This is a genomic window from Nonomuraea sp. NPDC050394, from assembly GCF_044459065.1.
Lineage (GTDB): Bacteria > Actinomycetota > Actinomycetes > Streptosporangiales > Streptosporangiaceae > Nonomuraea.
This window is the reverse complement of record NZ_JBITIO010000011.1, coordinates 265,793-281,431: the sequence shown is the minus strand read 5'-3', so window position 1 is coordinate 281,431 and position 15,639 is coordinate 265,793. Positions and strand designations below refer to the sequence as shown.

The 15,639-nt window shown below is 70.0% G+C and carries 15 protein-coding genes; 4 read left to right on the top strand and 11 right to left on the bottom strand.

The window, feature by feature from the left end:
- Window positions 1–4: 4 nt before the first annotated feature.
- Entirely contained in the window at window positions 5–1,054 is a 1,050-nt protein-coding gene (locus ACIBKY_RS36560) for an acyltransferase family protein (protein WP_397104054.1), read from the bottom strand.
- A gap of 108 nt (window positions 1,055–1,162) precedes the next feature.
- On the opposite strand from ACIBKY_RS36560, the gene ACIBKY_RS36555 reads away from it, so the two are divergent.
- Both ACIBKY_RS36555 and ACIBKY_RS36550 read left to right on the top strand, forming a co-directional pair.
- The gene (locus tag ACIBKY_RS36555) at window positions 1,163–2,476 is read left to right on the top strand and encodes a nucleotide sugar dehydrogenase (RefSeq protein WP_397104052.1); all 1,314 of its coding nucleotides are present in this window, start codon (window positions 1,163–1,165) and stop codon (window positions 2,474–2,476) included.
- Complete coding sequence (locus tag ACIBKY_RS36550) at window positions 2,466–3,656, top strand: glycosyltransferase family 4 protein (RefSeq protein WP_397104051.1); 1,191 nt, start codon at window positions 2,466–2,468, stop codon at window positions 3,654–3,656. Before ACIBKY_RS36555 ends, ACIBKY_RS36550 begins: the two co-directional genes overlap by 11 nt.
- A gap of 37 nt (window positions 3,657–3,693) precedes the next feature.
- On the opposite strand, the gene ACIBKY_RS36545 is transcribed toward ACIBKY_RS36550, so the two are convergent.
- Complete coding sequence (locus ACIBKY_RS36545; protein ID WP_397104049.1) at window positions 3,694–4,524, bottom strand: glycosyltransferase; 831 nt, start codon at window positions 4,522–4,524, stop codon at window positions 3,694–3,696.
- A 26-nt stretch (window positions 4,525–4,550) separates the two neighbouring features.
- Between ACIBKY_RS36545 and ACIBKY_RS36540 the strand changes: the two genes are divergently transcribed.
- A complete protein-coding gene (locus tag ACIBKY_RS36540) occupies window positions 4,551–5,096 on the top strand; it encodes a dTDP-4-dehydrorhamnose 3,5-epimerase family protein (RefSeq protein ID WP_397104047.1) in 546 nt (181 codons plus the stop codon).
- A gap of 13 nt (window positions 5,097–5,109) precedes the next feature.
- Window positions 5,110–6,150 carry a hypothetical protein gene (locus ACIBKY_RS36535; RefSeq protein WP_397104045.1) on the top strand — a complete coding sequence of 347 codons (1,041 nt, stop codon included), beginning with the start codon at window positions 5,110–5,112 and terminating at the stop codon, window positions 6,148–6,150.
- Here ACIBKY_RS36535 and ACIBKY_RS36530 read toward each other — a convergent pair.
- The 9 genes from ACIBKY_RS36530 to ACIBKY_RS36490 all read right to left on the bottom strand — a co-directional run bounded on the left by ACIBKY_RS36530 (window position 6,105) and on the right by ACIBKY_RS36490 (window position 15,639).
- Window positions 6,105–7,517, bottom strand: a complete 1,413-nt coding sequence (locus ACIBKY_RS36530) for an O-antigen ligase family protein (protein WP_397104043.1) — start codon at window positions 7,515–7,517, stop codon at window positions 6,105–6,107. The two genes, ACIBKY_RS36535 and ACIBKY_RS36530, sit on opposite strands and share 46 nt — an antisense overlap.
- A 2-nt stretch (window positions 7,518–7,519) precedes the next feature.
- A complete protein-coding gene (locus ACIBKY_RS36525; protein ID WP_397104041.1) occupies window positions 7,520–8,224 on the bottom strand; it encodes a hypothetical protein in 705 nt (234 codons plus the stop codon).
- A gap of 10 nt (window positions 8,225–8,234) precedes the next feature.
- The gene (locus tag ACIBKY_RS36520) at window positions 8,235–9,125 is read right to left on the bottom strand and encodes a hypothetical protein (RefSeq protein ID WP_397104039.1); all 891 of its coding nucleotides are present in this window, start codon (window positions 9,123–9,125) and stop codon (window positions 8,235–8,237) included.
- Window positions 9,126–9,197: 72 nt separating this feature from the next.
- Window positions 9,198–10,064, bottom strand: coding sequence for a hypothetical protein (locus ACIBKY_RS36515; RefSeq protein WP_397104037.1), 867 nt, complete (start codon window positions 10,062–10,064; stop codon window positions 9,198–9,200).
- 68 nt (window positions 10,065–10,132) lie between these two features.
- Window positions 10,133–10,993, bottom strand: coding sequence for a glycosyltransferase family 2 protein (locus ACIBKY_RS36510; RefSeq protein WP_397104035.1), 861 nt, complete (start codon window positions 10,991–10,993; stop codon window positions 10,133–10,135).
- The gene (locus tag ACIBKY_RS36505) at window positions 10,990–12,426 is read right to left on the bottom strand and encodes a lipopolysaccharide biosynthesis protein (protein ID WP_397104033.1); all 1,437 of its coding nucleotides are present in this window, start codon (window positions 12,424–12,426) and stop codon (window positions 10,990–10,992) included. The genes ACIBKY_RS36510 and ACIBKY_RS36505 overlap by 4 nt, the downstream gene beginning before the upstream one ends.
- Window positions 12,423–13,385 carry a hypothetical protein gene (locus ACIBKY_RS36500; RefSeq protein ID WP_397104310.1) on the bottom strand — a complete coding sequence of 321 codons (963 nt, stop codon included), beginning with the start codon at window positions 13,383–13,385 and terminating at the stop codon, window positions 12,423–12,425. The genes ACIBKY_RS36505 and ACIBKY_RS36500 overlap by 4 nt, the downstream gene beginning before the upstream one ends.
- A complete protein-coding gene (locus tag ACIBKY_RS36495; protein ID WP_397104031.1) occupies window positions 13,385–14,623 on the bottom strand; it encodes a DUF4910 domain-containing protein in 1,239 nt (412 codons plus the stop codon). Before ACIBKY_RS36495 ends, ACIBKY_RS36500 begins: the two co-directional genes overlap by 1 nt.
- Entirely contained in the window at window positions 14,620–15,639 is a 1,020-nt protein-coding gene (locus ACIBKY_RS36490) for an NAD-dependent epimerase/dehydratase family protein (protein WP_397104029.1), read from the bottom strand. Before ACIBKY_RS36490 ends, ACIBKY_RS36495 begins: the two co-directional genes overlap by 4 nt.

Here is a 15,639-nt window from a genome sequence, read left to right as displayed (position 1 = left end):
CGGCCTAACGCAGCCGCCGCTCCAGCGGCCGTTCGACATACCGGTACAGCGCCCACGAGGCGGCGAGCGCGAGCGCGAGCATGCCCGCGACCGCCAGCAGCACGACGGCGACCGGCCGGTCACCACCGACCAGCCGCCCCGCCACCCTGATCACCGGCTGGTGGACGAGGTAGAAGGCGAAGGAGACCTCCCCCAGCCACACCATGGGCCGCGAGGCCAGGAACGAGACCCGCTCCCCCAGGTTGTCGCTGGTCGCCGCGGCCGCGATCAGCAGCGCGAACGGCCCCGCCGTCCAGGCCACCCACCCCCAGCGCTCCCACACGAACGGCACCGTGGCGTAGGCCGCCAGCGCGATCACCGCCGCGACCGGCAGGCTGGGCCCCCGCCAGCGCCCGGAGGCGACCAGCAACGCCAGCGCGATGCCCAGCGCGAACTCCAGCGCCCGCGTCACCGGGAAGATCCAGACGAACCAATAGGCGATCTCGTCACCCATCGGCTGGGACAGCAGCGGCACCGCCCAGATACCCGCGAGCATCCCACCCGCCACCCAGCCCAGCAGGTGCGCGGGAACCCGCCGGAGCAACGGCAGCAGCACCGGGAAGGCCGCGTAGAACGCGAGCTCACACGACAGCGACCAGGCAGGGGTGTTGCCGCCGAAGTAGTAGCCCTCGACCGGCACCCAGCTCTGCAGCAGCACCAGCCCGCTCAGCGCCGGACCGGCGGAGACGGCGGCGCCGGACACGGCCAGCAACGCCAGGACGGCGAGCCAGGTCAGGACGTGGTTGGGCAGGACACGCGCCGCCCTGCGCCGCCAGAAGACGCCGGCGGAGGTGCCGGGCCGGGCCGACCAGGTCAGCACCATTCCGGACAGGATGAAGAAGAAGGGGACGCCGGCGGCGCCCGCGGAGAAAAGGGCGGACAACACCGCCTTCAACGCCGGGTCACTGGTCAGCCCGGCCGCGTGGATATGGAAACCGAAGACCGCGAAGGCGGCGATCCACCGTAACCCGGTCAGCGAATCCAGCCTCTTGCGAGTTACCACGAGCTCGCTCATCACCCGTAAATATCACGACCTGCCGCCTCTCGTAACGTTCCAAGCGCAGGTATCGATATCCGAGACGTGGGCGGGGGGATGCGCTGCCCTTGCTTGTCTGGAGGGCAGATGAGGATCAGCGTCTTCGGCCTCGGATACGTCGGCTGCGTCTCGGCCGCGTGTCTCGCTTCGATGGGCCACGAGGTCGTCGGAGTGGACGTCAATCCGGAGAAGGTCGAGCTCATCTCCCGCGGGCTCGCACCCGTGGTGGAGGAGCGGATCGGCGAGCTCACGCGGGAGGTGGTGCAGGATGGCAGGCTGCGCGCCACCACCGACGCGGTCGCGGCCCTGGCGGCCAGCGACCTCTCGCTGATCTGCGTGGGAACGCCGTCGGCGGCGAACGGAAGCCTGTCGACGGCCTTCCTGGAGCGGGTGGCCGAGCAGATCGGGCGGGCGATCGACGGGACGCGCAGGCACACGGTCGTCTTCCGCAGCACCATGCTGCCGGGCACCTGCGAGGACCTGCTCGTCCCGATCCTGGAGCGCGCCTCGGGGCTGAAGGCGGGGACCCATTTCGGGGTGGCGGTGAATCCCGAGTTCCTGCGCGAGGGCACCAGCGTGCGTGACTTCTTCGATCCGCCGAAAACGGTGATCGGGGAATCCGATCGCGAGACGGGCGATCTGGTCGCCGCGTTATACCGGGATTTACCGGGTGAGGTATTCCGCGTCCCGATTCCCGTCGCCGAGATGACGAAATATGCCGACAACGCGTTCCATGCGGTGAAAATTGGTTTCGCCAATGAGATCGGCGCCGTCTCCCAGGCCCTCGGCATCGACTCCCACCGCGTCATGGACATCTTCCTGGCCGACAGGAAGCTCAACGTCTCCCCCGCCTACCTGCGCCCCGGCTTCGCCTTCGGCGGCTCCTGCCTGCCCAAGGACCTGCGCGGCCTGGTCTACGCCGCGCGCCGGGCCGACGTCTCCGTACCGCTGCTGTCGCACGTGCTGCCCGCCAACGAGGCGCACCTGCGGCGCGCACTCGACCTGGTCATCGGCGCCGACCGGCGCAAGGTCGGATTGTTCGGGCTGTCGTTCAAGCCCGGCACCGACGACCTGCGCGAGAGCCCGCTCGTCGAGATGGCGGAGCGGCTGCTCGGCAAGGGCTACGACCTGCGCATCTACGACGCGAACGTCACCCTGTCGCGGCTGATGGGCGCCAACCGCGCCTACGTCGAGCAGCGCCTGCCGCACCTGGCCGACCTGCTCACCGACTCCGCGCAGGAGGTGCTCGACCACGCCGAGGTGTGCGTGGTCGGCTGCAAGGACCAGGCCGTGCTCGACGTGCTCACGCGCGCCGGGGACCGCCCGGTCGTCGACCTCGTCCGCCTGCCCGACGCCGAGCGGCGGCGGGCTGAACCTGGATACGTGGGCCTTGGCTGGTAGGAAAGCGCTGATCCTTGTCGAGAACCTCTCCGTGCCGATGGACCGGCGCGTCTGGCAGGAGAGCACGACGCTGCGCGACGCGGGCTGGGAGGTGCACGTCATCTGCCCGCAGGGCGCCAAGCAGGACACCGAGCCGTACGCCGTCATCGACGGCATCACCATCCACCGCTACCCGCTGACCGCCGCGACCGGCGGCCCCAAGGGCTACCTCAAGGAGTACGGCACCGCCCTCTGGCACACGTTCCGCCTGTCCAGGCGCGTGGGCCCGGTCCACGTCGTCCACGGCTGCAACCCGCCCGACTTCTTCTTCCTCGTCGCCCTCCTGGCCAAGCTGCGCTGGCGCAGCCGCTACGTCTTCGACCAGCACGACCTCATCCCCGAGCTGTACGAGTCCCGCTTCACCCGCGGCCGCGACCTGCTCTACCGGGCGGTCTGCGCCCTGGAGAGGGCCACCTACCGGGTCGCCGACGTCGTCATCGCCACCAACGAGTCCTACCGGCAGGTGGCGCTCACCCGCGGCGGCAAGCGGCCCGAGGACGTCTTCGTCGTCCGCAGCGCCCCCGTCGTCGAGCGCTTCCACCAGGTGCCGCCCGAGCCCGAGCTGAAGAAGGGCCGCCCCCACCTGCTGTGCTACCTGGGCGTCATGGGGCCGCAGGACGGCGTCGACTACGCGCTGCGCGCGCTGGCCAAGCTCCGCGACGAGCTGGGCCGTAACGACTGGCACGCGGTCTTCGTCGGCGGCGGCGACACGTTCGAGGCCATGGTCGAGCTGTCGAGGACGCTCGGGCTGGAGGACGTGGTGGAGTTCACCGGCCGCATCCCCGACGCGGACCTGCTGCGCTATCTGTCCACGGCGGACGTCTGCCTGGCGCCCGACCCGCTCAACCCGCTCAACGACGTCTCCACGATGAACAAGATCATGGAGTACATGGCGATGGCCCGGCCGATCGTCTCCTTCGACCTGCGCGAGGCCAGGGTCTCGGCGGGCGAGGCGGCCCGGTACGCGCCGCCCAACGACGAGTCGGAGTTCGCCAAGCTGATCGCACTGCTGCTGGACGACCCGGACGAGCGCCGCAAGATGGGTGAGATCGGGCAGGCCCGGGTGTCGGGCCCGCTGTCCTGGGCGAACTCGCGCACCGCGCTGCTGGCCGCCTACGAGGCCGCCGTCGCCCGGTCATGAGCCTGACGGGAGCCGCATGGTGAGCCTCGTCGTGAGCTCAGCGGCTGCTGGCGTCGGTGCCCCAGTCGGCGGGGCGGCCGCGCCGTACCCGGGTCAGGAGACGGTCGGCGAGGAGGACGGCGAGGTAGCAGCCGGCGTCGAGCACGCTCACCCGGCCGGCGCGCAGCAGCGCGCCCAGATCGCCCAGCCGCAGCGGCACCGCGTTGACCGGCCGGCCGAGCTCGGCCAGTTGCCGGTTGCCCAGCCGCACCCGCACGCGGCGGCGCAGGTGCGCGCGGACCGAGCGCGCGGGACGCACCACCGAGCTGGCGCCGTCCACGACCACGCGCTCGTGCGGCGCGAAGCTCGCGTGCACCCAGCCGTCGTCGGACAACACGTCGGGCAGCGGGAAGACGCGCGCGTGCCCCTCCTTGCCCAGCGCGTAGACGCCGACGCCGGCCAGCGCGCGGTGGGGCGCGACGAGCGCGTCGTGCACGCGGTGCACCCGCCCGGCCACCCACGTGGCCCCCTCCAGATCCCAGACGGGCCTGGGCGCGGCGGCCAGCACGCCCGGCCGGGCCAGCGCGGCCGCCAGCGCGCGGGCGGAGTCCGCGTCGAGCCCCACGTCGGCGTCGGCGTAGATCCGCGGAAAGGTGCCGCAGGCGGCGTCTCCCATCCGCAGCGCGCCGGCCTTGCCCGCGACCGGCGTCTCCAGCACCCGCACGCCGGGGCGCGCGGCGGCCGATACGGTGGCGTCGGCGCAGGCGTTGGCCACCACGATCACCTCGAACTCGCCCGGAGCCGCGCCGCCGAGCAGCCGGTCGAGTCCGGCCGCGATGACCGCTTCCTCGTTGTGCGCGGGGATGACGATGCTGGCGACGGGATTCACCTGTCGTTCCCTTCGGAAGGCCGACCATGAGAGTAGAGCGGACCGCCCTGGACGGGGTCCTGCTGTTCGTTCCGACACCGCACCGTGACGATCGGGGCCTGTTCACGCGGACGTTCGACGCGGTGCTCGCGGCCGAGCACGGCATCGACCCGGCAGCGTTCATTCAGGACAGTCAGTCGCGCTCGCGCCGGGGCACGATTCGCGGAATGCACGGGCGGGCCGGGCGCGGTGAGGCCAAACTGGTGAGATGTGCGCGAGGGGCGGTGCGTGACATGCTCGTCGACATCCGGCCGGGTTCGCCGACGTTCGGCCGGAGCCAGGCGGTCACGCTCGACGACGAAAGCTTCGTGACCCTTTACGTGCCCGCTGGATTCCTGCACGGTTTCCAGGCCCTGACCGAGCAGACCGACGTCTGCTACCGCATCGACCGCGAGCACGACCCGTCCGAGGACCTCTCGGTCCGCTACGACGACCCCGACCTCAAGATCGACTGGCCGCTGCCCGCCGCGGCGATCAGCGCGCGTGACCTCGCCGCCGGATCGTGGGCGGGGCTGCTCGACCGCCTGACCTGAAGGAGTGGCTGCGATGCGACGGTTGTTCAAGGGCCTGCCCGTGCTCGCCGCGCTGGTGACGGCGGCGGCGTGCACGGCCGCGGGCGGCCAGGTGCCGTCGAGCGGTGCCCTGACCCCGGCGGGCGGGCCGACCGTCACCGTCACGGTGACCGCCTCCGCGAACCCGTCGCCGAGCGCCTCCCCGCTGACCGGCACCGGCAAGCCGCAGCCGACGCCCAAGGCCACGAGCAGGCCGGCCGCGCTGGGCCCGCGCCAGGTCGTCGCGCCCGACGGCCGCGCCTGCCCCGACCACCCGACGGCCGCCTGCACCGGCGTGCCGCCCGGCACCAAGCTCACCGAGGCGGTGCTCAACGACAGCGGCCAGGCCCACCGCGTCGACGTGGCCGGTCGGCGGCTCGACCGCGTGCACATCAAGGGCGACCTGGTCGTCCTGGCCGACGACGTGGTGATCACCAACAGCGTGATCGACGGCCGCATTCTCAACGAGAAGGACAGGAAGCTCAAGCGCTTCACGATCAGCGACAGCACGGTCGGTCCGGAGCAGGGCTGCGACAGCCTGCCCGGCATCGGGGACGGCGAGTTCACCGCGGTCCGCGTGCACGTGCGCAACCACGGCGACGGCATCCGCTTCTCCGGCGACAACATCGTCGTCCAGGACTCCTTCATCGACCTGTGCTCCAACCCGAAGGACCACTCCGACGGCATCCAGGGCTACTACGCCAGAAGCAACCTGGTCTTCGACCACAACACCATCGACCAGCGCGACGTCGTCGACCACAACGCGCCGATCTTCATCCCGCGCACGCAGAACCCCGACGTGGAGAACGTCGTGATGACCAACAACCTGCTGATGGGCGGCACGTTCAGCATCCAGCTCTGGGACATCGGCGGGTACGTGATCTTCCGCAACAACCTGCTTGTCGACAACACCTGGGACTACAAACCGGCGGAGGTCGAGTGCGCCACCGTCGACTGGCGCGACAACAAGCTCGTGACCATCGACGACGCCTACCGGGTGACCGGGGTGGTCGGGCCGCTGGCCTGCATGGGCTGAGCCTCCCGTCCGAGACGATCCTCCTGCCTTGCGACGCGCAGCAGCGCGCCGCATGCCCCGATCAGCAGGAACGTCAGCCCGGTCACGGTGGCGAAGGCGAGCAGGTCGAAGGTGGCCGAGGCCACGATCGGGGCCAGCATGACGCCTCCCAGCGTCAGTCCGAGGTCGCGTACGTGCGGGTCCTTGCTCAGCCGCCTCGCCCAGATCCCGGCCGCGATGCCCAGCGCCATCATGGCCACGTAGACGGCGACGCCGATCAGCCCGAGGTCGATGGCGGTCTGCATGTACTGGTTGTCGAACACCTGATATTTCGGGAAATACCAGCTGCCGGTGCCGCGCCCCAGCCACAGATGCCGCTCGATCTCGGCGATGGCGATGCCGTAGTCGTGCGTGCGGTACTGCACGCTGGAGTCATTGAAGAAGTTGACGAAGAGGTCGAGGAAGGTGCCCAGCAGGCCGGGCACCGCCACCTTCATCATCGCCAGGAAGCCGGCGAGCACCGCCAGCGCCCGCAGCCGCCGCTTCCACGTCCATCCGCACACCAGCACCGCGCCGATCGCCACCAGGCTCAGTACCGCCGAACGCGAGACCGAGAACATCAGCCCGGCCCCGATCATCGCCGTACACGCCCACCAGCGCAGGAACGGCTGGCCCAGGGCCTTGGCGCGCAGCGCGTAGTGTGCGGCGATCGGCAACAACATCGCGCTGATCACGCCGAACTCGATCGGGTGGGCGGTGGTCGCGGCGACCCTGCGCACCGAGCCGCGCTCGAAGACGTAGAGGTCCTCCCAGCTCAGCCGGAGACCGGGCAGCACCAGGTAGCGCGTGATGTCGAAGCCGGTCACGAACTGGATCGCGCCGATGACACCGATGATCGCGCCACCGGCCACCGCCGCCTTCAGCACGAGGTTCAGCCGCTCGATCCCGCGTACGCCGTCGCAGACCAGCAGCCCGATGCCCAGGTTGGCCAGCAGCAGGAAGAGGTTCTGGTCGGCCAGGTTCAGTTCGTCGGAGGGCAGCCAGTGGTAGGTGCCGTAGCCGTAACTGACCAGGTTCGCGGTGAAGAACAGGAACAGGCCGGAACGTGCCATGTTGCGGCCCTTGGCCGCCCCGAGCGTGGTGGTCAGCTGGGTGATCAGCCACAGCACCAGCCCGATCATGCCGACGATCGCCGCCGGCGTGACCGACAGCGGCAGCCCGCGCACGATGAGCGCGGCCGGCGTCGTCAGCAGGATCACGATGTAGATGCAGGCGATCGTGGCCCCGTCGGCGCGCGGACCGGCGAACATCCCGTCGATGTCGGCCACCCGCACCGGCCGGTGCCCGTTGAGGCTGGGCGGCCCGGCGGGCCGGAAGTCGATGGCCATGGTCAGGGCACCCGCTCGGGCATGACCACCTCGGGCAGGCCCGCGTCCCCGGCCACCCGCCTGCGCCGGGCCAGCGCGAAGCTCTCCGCGGCGTAGGCGGAGGTCAGCGCGGCCATGCCGCCGAGCGCCAGCGCCACGACCATGGCCCGCGACTTGCGGGCCAGCCGGGGCTCCGGCGCGGTGGGCGCCACGACGTCGGTGACCACGATGTAGGTCGTGGCCGGGGCCGCGACCTGCATCTCCCGCTCGCGCAGCTCCACCCGCGCGCGGGCGCTGACCCGCTGCACGAGCTCACGCGACAGGTCCGGCGACGGGCTCTCCACCTCGATGTACACCAGCGGCCCGTTGGCCATCGCCTCCAGGTTGCTGCTGCCGTTGTTGACGCTCAGCTCGACCGCGCCGCCCGGGGGCGCGCCCAGGTCGGTGGCCACGTCGGGCGAGTTGAGCGCGGCGATGAGGATCGAGGCCGTGGCCGTCAGCCCGCGCTCGGTGACGATCAGCGGGTTGAGCTCCGGGTTGGGCTCCTTGGGGTTGTACGGCAGCACCCCGCCGTTCTTGGGCAGGGTCAGGGCGATCACGGCGTTCGAGGCGTACTGCACCGGCACCGTGCGGTAGACCGCGAGCGAGGCGAAGATCGCCAGCGCGAACGCGGGCAGCACCACATACCAGCGCCGGAACAGCACGCCGATCGTGCTCCAGAAGTCCATGGCGCTCCCGTCAGCCGCCGCGCTCGGTGGCCACGGCGTCCTCGGGCTCGCTGTCGTCCTCTGGCTCCTCCGCCTTGGCCTTGCCGTTGCCGTTGGAGGTCTCCTCCGCGACCACGGCGGGGAAGGAGTCGGTCGGCATGTCGTCCTCGTCGGCGGTGGGCGCGGGCTCCGGGCGCTTCTCGGGGATCTGCGTGTGGAGCACGAGCTCCTCTCGCGGAAGCTCCCTCTCCGGTACGGCCGGCGCCCGCGCCACCCGCCTCCGGGCACGGCGGCGCTCCAGCCCGTACACGATGCTGATCCCGAGGAACATCGCGATCACGAAGCCCATCGCGGCGCCCATGAACTTGTCCATGGCGTCCGCCTCGGGCGGCGTGGGCGGCACGATGTCCATGAGCACCACGTACGTGGCCGTCGGCGCGCCCAGCTCCCGTTGCCGGCCGTCGAGGTCGCGGATCAGCCGCTCACGCGCCTTGGCCACGACGTCGGCCGACGCCTTGGCCGAGGTGCTGGTGACCTCCACGTAGAGGAACGGTCCGTCCATGCCGATGAGCCGGGGGCTGGTGCTGCCGTCGTTGACGACCAGTTCGGTGGGCCCGTCCTTGGGCGCGCCCAGCTCGACCCGCGTCTCCTCGACGCTCAGCGCGAGCACCAGCGTGGCGACGGCGGTGCTGAGTCCTTCGGTCTGGATGAGCAGCGGGTTGCCGCCGCCGCCCGGGTTGACCGCGTTGCGGTTGACGATGCCGCCGTTGACCGGCGGGGACACCATCATGATGGTGCTCGACATGTAGCGGACCGGGATGACGGCGAAGGTCGCCGCCGCGACGCCTACGGCGGCCAAGGCGACGGGGATCCCAATGCGCTTCTGCAGGAGGAGGCGCAGGAGCGCCTTCCAGAAATTCACGTGCCGGTCTCCCCCTCAGTGCCCGGGACGCAGGCCCCCAACACGATTTCATCGTTCCAATGGGGCTTGTCGTTACATAGCACGCGCGGCTTCCGGTATCCGCTCAAGGTCGCTCGCCCGCATGAAATCGCCCAGCGTGGTGCCTTTGCATGCGGCGTCCACGTTCGGCGCGCCCCTTCCGGCCAGCACGTCGTCCAGGTTCACGGTCCTGAAGTCGACGCTGAACCTGGTGCGCCCGGAGGTGTTGGGCACGGTCGAGTGCAGTTGCGCGCCGGAGAACATCAGGATCCCGCCGGGCTCGGGCACGATCCTGATCTCGGGCAGCAGGTCGAGCGGTTCCTCCGGCTTGGGCTGCTCGCGGGTGTCGGAGTGGATGTGGCGCGCGGCCGTGGGCCGGCCGACGCGGTTCCACTCGCCGTAGTCGTAGCGGGCGCTGCCGTTGGCCACGGGCCGGTCGAAGTAGCGCGGATGGAAGGCCATGACGTTTTCCGGCACCACCTCGAACACCGGGATCCACCAGTTGACCTGGCTGAAGGGTGCCGAATACCAGCAGTCGCGGTGGGCGTGGTAGGCGTAGGAGATGCCCGAGTCGAGGTAGTGGTCGGAGGTGGACGTCCGTAATCGGGGGACGTCGAAGTAGGTGCGCTCCAGGTTCATGCCCATCTCCTCGAAGATCTTGGGCAGGATCTCCTTGCACCGCCGGTGGTGGATGAACCGCGGCTTCAGATCGGACAGCAGTCCGGCGAACTCTTCTACGGGCATCTCGAACTGCGCGGTCTCCGGGTTCCTGCCCGCGAAGGCCTCATCGATCAGCTCTCGCGCGAACGCGATCAGCTCGGCCGAGGCCGCCGTGGCCGGAAAGGTGAAAATCTCCCCCTTGAAGATGAGATCCCGGCGAGCGTCGTCGTCAAAGGTGCTGCTGGAGAAGACTGACGTCATGGGTTGAACCTTCTCGTGCTCCCCGCCCCAATTAATTGCTATATACCTCGGCAATATGGGGCGATCCGTTACATGCCCGGAATGAGGCGCATGAGACGGCGCGTACGGCGCCGCAGCAACATCCGCTGCCGGGCCGCGTAGTGCTTGTAGACCGCCGCCCGCGCCCGGCGGCGCTGGTCGGCGTCGAGCCCGGCCTCCTCGGCGGCGCGCAGCAGCTCGCGAGTGAAGATCACGTTGGCGAAGACGCCGCGCCAGGTCGGCAGCTCGTGCCGCTTGGACATCTTCAGCATGCGGGCCGGAATCCAGATCCGGGCCGCCAGCACCTCGTTGACATGCGCCCACGGCCCGGCCAGGGCGTAGCGGGCCGCCGCCAGCTCGTCCTCACGCACCATGATCGGCCGCGGGATGCTCACCGCCACGTCGCGCCGCATGAGCCCGTAGAGCGGGTCGATGATCGTGTAGCTCTCGGTCAGCAGCCGCAGAAGCTCGGCGAAGCGCTCGACCGGGTCGTCGGAACCCAGCTCGGTGCCCTCGTAGCGGGCCGTGGTGGTCACGCCTTCCGTGGTGTACGCGGTCTGGTGCGTCACCAGGATGACCCGCGGGTCACGCTCGAACTCGCGCAGCACGCGCGAGACGTAGTTCGGCTCGATCCGGTCGTCGTCGCCGATCCAGCGGAAGTACTCGCCCGTCGACAGCTCCATCGCGGTCATGAAGTTGGGGATGGTCCCCAGGTTGCGCGGCTGACGGTGGTAGAGCACACGCTCGTCGGCCGCCGCCATCTCGCGGCAGATCTCCTGCGTGCCGTCCGTGGAGGCGTTGTCGGAGATGACCAGCTGGATGTCGGTGTGATCCTGGGCCAGGATCGATCGCAGGGTCTCGGCCAGATGCTCGGCGCCGTTGTAGACGGGCAGGCCGATGGAGACGGTCATGACGCGACTTCCTTCTTCCCGAACGAGGGCATCTTCCTGAGAACGGGCACGACGACAAGGGTGTAGACGAGCATGGCGGCGCCGCCCGCGGTGATCAGCTCGACCACCGCCGGGCCACTCACCAGGCGCTCGATCACGTACGCGGTGGCGGTGGCGAGCACGGCCGCGAGCGTCGGACGCAGCAGCGACGGCAGGACGCCGTGCAGGTCCACGCCAGCTCTGCGCAGGAAGAACACGGCCAGCGGCATCGCCGCGGCGACCGAGGCGATGGCCTGGCCGATGGCCGCGCCCCGAATCCCGTCCAGATGCGCGCCGGCGATCAGCGCGGGCAGCAGCACGAAGGCGTGGCCGAGGTTCATCCAGACCGTCGCCTTGGTGGCGCCCTGCGCGGTGAGGATGTCGTAGGTCAGCGCGACCAGCATCCTGACCACCATGACCACCGCCAGCCAGCGCAGCACGCCGGCCGACTGGCCCCACTTCTCGCCATAGAGGAGGTCGATGAGCGGGTGCGCGAGGGTCGCCATGATCACGGCGAAGGGCAGGATCGCGGTGTAGAGCAGTGGGGTGGCCCGCCGCACCCCGTCGGACAGGCGTTTGCCGCCGTCCTCGGCCAGGCGGGAGAACCCGGGGATGGCCACGTTCCTGATCGCGTTGCCGATCAGGCCGGGCACCCAGCTGGAGACGTTGAAGGCGAGCAGGAAGTAGCCGAGCCAGTCCGGGCCCATGACCGCGCCGACCACGATGTAACCGGCGTTGAGCAGCACGCTCTCCAGCCCGACGCCCGCCGCGGAGGGCAGGCCGAACTTCATCAGCTTGACCGCGATCGGCCGGTCGAAGGCGATCCTGCCGGGCAGCTTGGCCCAGAAGAAGACGATCACGCCGGTGATGACCGCCGCCACGACCTGGCCCCACGCGAAGCTGTACGCGCCCGCGCCCGCCTTGGCCAGCGAGATGGCCACGGCCGCGTTGGCCACGAAGCCGATCGCGATGGCGGTGGTCAGCTTGTCCTGCTCGAAGCGGCGCAGCATGGCCGCGCTGCGTACCGCGGTGAACGCCTCCACCAGGATGATCGCGGTCAGCAGCCGGACCACGCCGGTGGCCTCCGGCGCGCCGGAGGCGGCGGCGTAGTAGGGGGCGCCGAGCCAGAAGATCCCGTAGAGGATGATCGCCGAGACGAACGAGAGCAGGGTCGCGGTCGGCGTGACGTCTTCGAGCTTGCCACGCCACTGCACGACCGCGGCCATGATGCCGAGGTCCTTGACCGTCATGACGAACGCGGTGGCGGCCATGGCCACCGCGAACACGCCGAAGTCCTCGGGGGTCAGCAGACGGGCCAGGACCAGGCCCATGGTGAACGACCCGGCCCGGGTGATCAGGTTCCCGACCAGGCCCCAGCGCAAGCCGCGACCGGCCTGCTGACCTATGGATGTCACAGATGGTTCTCGCTCTCGTTGACACGTTCCAGCCAGATCTCCCGCCAGAACGGCACGAACTCCCGCGGGCAGTTGACGCTGTAAGCACCCGCGCAGACGATGTCCTCAAGCGTGATGCACGGGCTCTTCATGGTCAGTAGCTCGCCTGTCCGCTCGTCGACGCAGACCTCCACCCGTGAGCGAACCCTGGTCACCTTGCCGCAGTGCCTGGCCATCTCCTCTTCGAAACCCAGGCCCCTGTTGTTACGGTTGGCGTCCAAGGTCGCGAGGATCTCGGCCTTCGGCCGGACGCGTACGAGCTCGCCCGGCTTGAGGTCGAGTTCGCCGGACGGGGTGCGCTTGAGCGTGCCGGGCGGCACGAAACCCCAGTTGATGCCGTTCTTGATGCGCAGGCGCCGGGGCAGCTTGCGGGAGAAGCGCTGCCAGTGGTTGAACAGGCCGACCGTGATCGTGCGCACGGTCGCGAGCACGCCCGCGTTGCCGCTCTTCACATCGGTCACGTACTGGCCGACGTCGCTGAAACGCACGCAGGTCGGCGCCGCCCGCAGGAGTTCGGTGGCCTGGCAGGCGAAGCGGTCGGGACCCTTCAGCGTGTTGGCGTCCAGCAGCGGCAGCAGCTTCGGCGCCGGCCTGGCCGCCCCCACCGGATCCGCGGGCGTGACCTTCTTCAGCCAGTCGTGCTTCCAGTAGATGGAGCAGGCCGTCCCGCACCCGCCGTGCGCGCCGCCGTCGCAGCGCGCCCCGGTCAGATGTACGGCATGCTCCATCCTGCGCATGCGTCCCTTCTCGATCGTGTCGCAAAGCTTGTGCGCCACTTTGTGCACGGTCATGCGCTGCCCGCAGTACTTGAGCATCTCCGGCATGAACGGCAGGCTGTCCAGCTCGCCCCGATCGTCCAGGGTGGCCAGGATCTCTTCTTCGCTCCGAACTTCCACCAGGTCCCCGACCCGGAGCTCCATCACGTCTTCTCCTTCAACAAGCTCGCGCCATGCAGCGCGACAGCGGCCTGGGCCACCGCCGAGAACGGCAGGTTCGCGCGCTCGGCGATGTCGAGCAGGGTGTGTTCGCCGTCGGAGAGGTTCAGCACCCATAACATCGCCATCTGGGCCTGTTTCGTGTCACTCCTTCCGCCCAGTGATGCGTAGAGGCCCCTCCGGCCTAGTTGCGGCTCGCCGTACGGGCTGAGGTTGAGGTAGGCGCGGTTGCCCTCCAGGACCTCGACCACCTGTTTGAGGGTGTCGAGGGTGTCGGCCATGGCCTCCTCGGTGACGAAGCCCGGGTTGTCGCCCGAGGTGTGGTACTCGGGGTAGCCGGCGTACGGGGTCCTGGTCAGACCGCCGACCGGCAGGTTGAAACCGGGCGAGCAGTACTGGCGTTCGTCGTAGCCGTAGGGCGAGAAGTCGAGCAGAGTGTGCGGTCGTTCGCGCAGCACGTGGGCGACGGCCCGGTCGATCGTGGCGTCGCCGCGCCTGCTGCGTTTGTACGTGAGCGGGCCGGGGTCGCCGGCGCAGGCCAGGGTGAGGCCGTGCTTGATCCGCTCGGTCCGCCCGCGGTTGCGGGCCAGCCAGGTGATCGCGCCGATGGTGCCGGGCGCGAAGATGAACCGGTAGGTGTAGCGGGGGCTGACCAGGCTCTTCGCCAGCTCCACCGCGACCGCGACGCCGGCCAGGTTGTCGTTGGCCAGCGACGGGTGGCAGGTGTGGCAGGAGATCAGCACCTCGTCGTCGAGTTCGCCCGGGACGACGTGCTCGGCGTAGGTCAGGCTGCCGTCGCGCAGCGTGGAGTCGACGAGCACCTCGTAGGGGCCCTCGTCCATCGCGTCGAGTGTCTCCTGCGTGAGGCAGAAGCCCCAGGTCCGGCTGTAGTAGCTGGTGCGGTAGGGCACCAGGCCGGGCAGCGTGTGCAGCCGCGGGCGCAGTTCCTCCAGCGTGAAGGTGCCGCGCACGGGCACGCTGTAGCCGACCACGTGCAGGTTGAGCTCCCGGAAGTCGACCACCTTGCGGCCGGACCCGTCCTTGATCCAGGCGTCGCGGATGTTCCACTCCTGCGGCACGGTCCAGTCGAGCACCTGGGTGCCGGTCGGCACCTCGGAGACCGTCAGCGGCAGGTGTTCGCCGATGATCGACAGCGTCTCGCGGACGCCGTCGCCGGTGATGCTGCGGCAGATCGGATAAAGGCGCTCGACCAACTCCTTCACGGACGCAACGTCCCGTCCACCGTGCCCGCCCCCTGCCGATCCGCCAGGCGGGCCAGGCGGGTGAAGCGGCGCTCGAAGGCGTGCTTGTCCAGGCCGTGCCGCTGGTAGGCCTCGACCAGCTCGGCGGCGCCCGCGGCCACGGTCCAGCCCGCGTCGAATCCGGGCATGGCCTGCCGGATCCTGGCGAAGTCCACGCGGTAGGAGCGCGGGTCGTTGCCCGCCTCGCCGGTGATCGTCAGCCGCGAGCCGGGCACCGCGTCCGCCACCTCCCGCGCGATCTCGGCCACCGTCACGTTGTTGCGCTCGGTGCCGACGTTGAAGGGCTGATCGTGTACGGCCCCGCGCGGCGCGACCAGAGCGAGGGCGAAGGCCTGGGCGATGTCCTGGGCGTGCACCAGCGGCCGCCACGGCGTGCCGTCCGACAGCACGCGCACCTCCCCGGTCAGGAACGCGTGCCCGACCAGGTTGTTCAGCACGATGTCGGCCCGGAGCCTGGGCGAGAAGCCGAAGGCGGTGGCGTTGCGCATGTACACCGGCGAGAAGTCGTCGTCGGCCAGCTTGGCCAGGTCCTCCTCCACGCGCACCTTCGACTCGGCGTACGGGGTCACCGGCTTCAGCGGGGCATCCTCGTTGACCAGGCCGTCGCCGCCGGAGGCGCCGTAGACCGAGCAGGTGGAGGCGTACAGGAAGCGGCGCACGCCCGCGGCCTTGGCCAGTTCGGCCAGCCGTACCGAGGCGTGGTGGTTGATGTCGTAGGTCAGCTGCGGCGCCAGGGAGCCCAGCGGGTCGTTCGACAGTGCCGCCAGGTGAGCCACCGCGTCGATGCCCGCGAAGACCTCGGGCCCGACGTCACGCAGGTCGACGGTGTGGCCGGGCGGGTCGTCCGGCGCCGGGCCCAGCACGCAGTCGGCGAACAGGCCGGAATCCAGGCCGGTCACCTCATGGCCGGCCGCGCGCAGGACCGGGGCCATCACGGTGCCCAGATAGCCTTGGTGTCCGGTCAGAAGAACCCGCAT

Bases quoted from the DNA above. Each gene is read 5' to 3' on its own strand.
- ACIBKY_RS36560 (WP_397104054.1), bottom strand. From the start codon at position 1,054: ATGAGCGAGCTCGTGGTAACTCGCAAGAGGCTGGATTCGCTGACCGGG.
- ACIBKY_RS36555 (WP_397104052.1), top strand. From the start codon at position 1,163: ATGAGGATCAGCGTCTTCGGCCTCGGATACGTCGGCTGCGTCTCGGCC.
- ACIBKY_RS36540 (WP_397104047.1), top strand. From the start codon at position 4,551: ATGAGAGTAGAGCGGACCGCCCTGGACGGGGTCCTGCTGTTCGTTCCG.
- ACIBKY_RS36535 (WP_397104045.1), top strand. From the start codon at position 5,110: ATGCGACGGTTGTTCAAGGGCCTGCCCGTGCTCGCCGCGCTGGTGACG.
- ACIBKY_RS36530 (WP_397104043.1), bottom strand. From the start codon at position 7,517: ATGGCCATCGACTTCCGGCCCGCCGGGCCGCCCAGCCTCAACGGGCAC.
- ACIBKY_RS36525 (WP_397104041.1), bottom strand. From the start codon at position 8,224: ATGGACTTCTGGAGCACGATCGGCGTGCTGTTCCGGCGCTGGTATGTG.
- ACIBKY_RS36515 (WP_397104037.1), bottom strand. From the start codon at position 10,064: ATGACGTCAGTCTTCTCCAGCAGCACCTTTGACGACGACGCTCGCCGG.
- ACIBKY_RS36510 (WP_397104035.1), bottom strand. From the start codon at position 10,993: ATGACCGTCTCCATCGGCCTGCCCGTCTACAACGGCGCCGAGCATCTG.
- ACIBKY_RS36500 (WP_397104310.1), bottom strand. From the start codon at position 13,385: ATGGAGCTCCGGGTCGGGGACCTGGTGGAAGTTCGGAGCGAAGAAGAG.
- ACIBKY_RS36490 (WP_397104029.1), bottom strand. From the start codon at position 15,639: ATGCGGGTTCTTCTGACCGGACACCAAGGCTATCTGGGCACCGTGATG.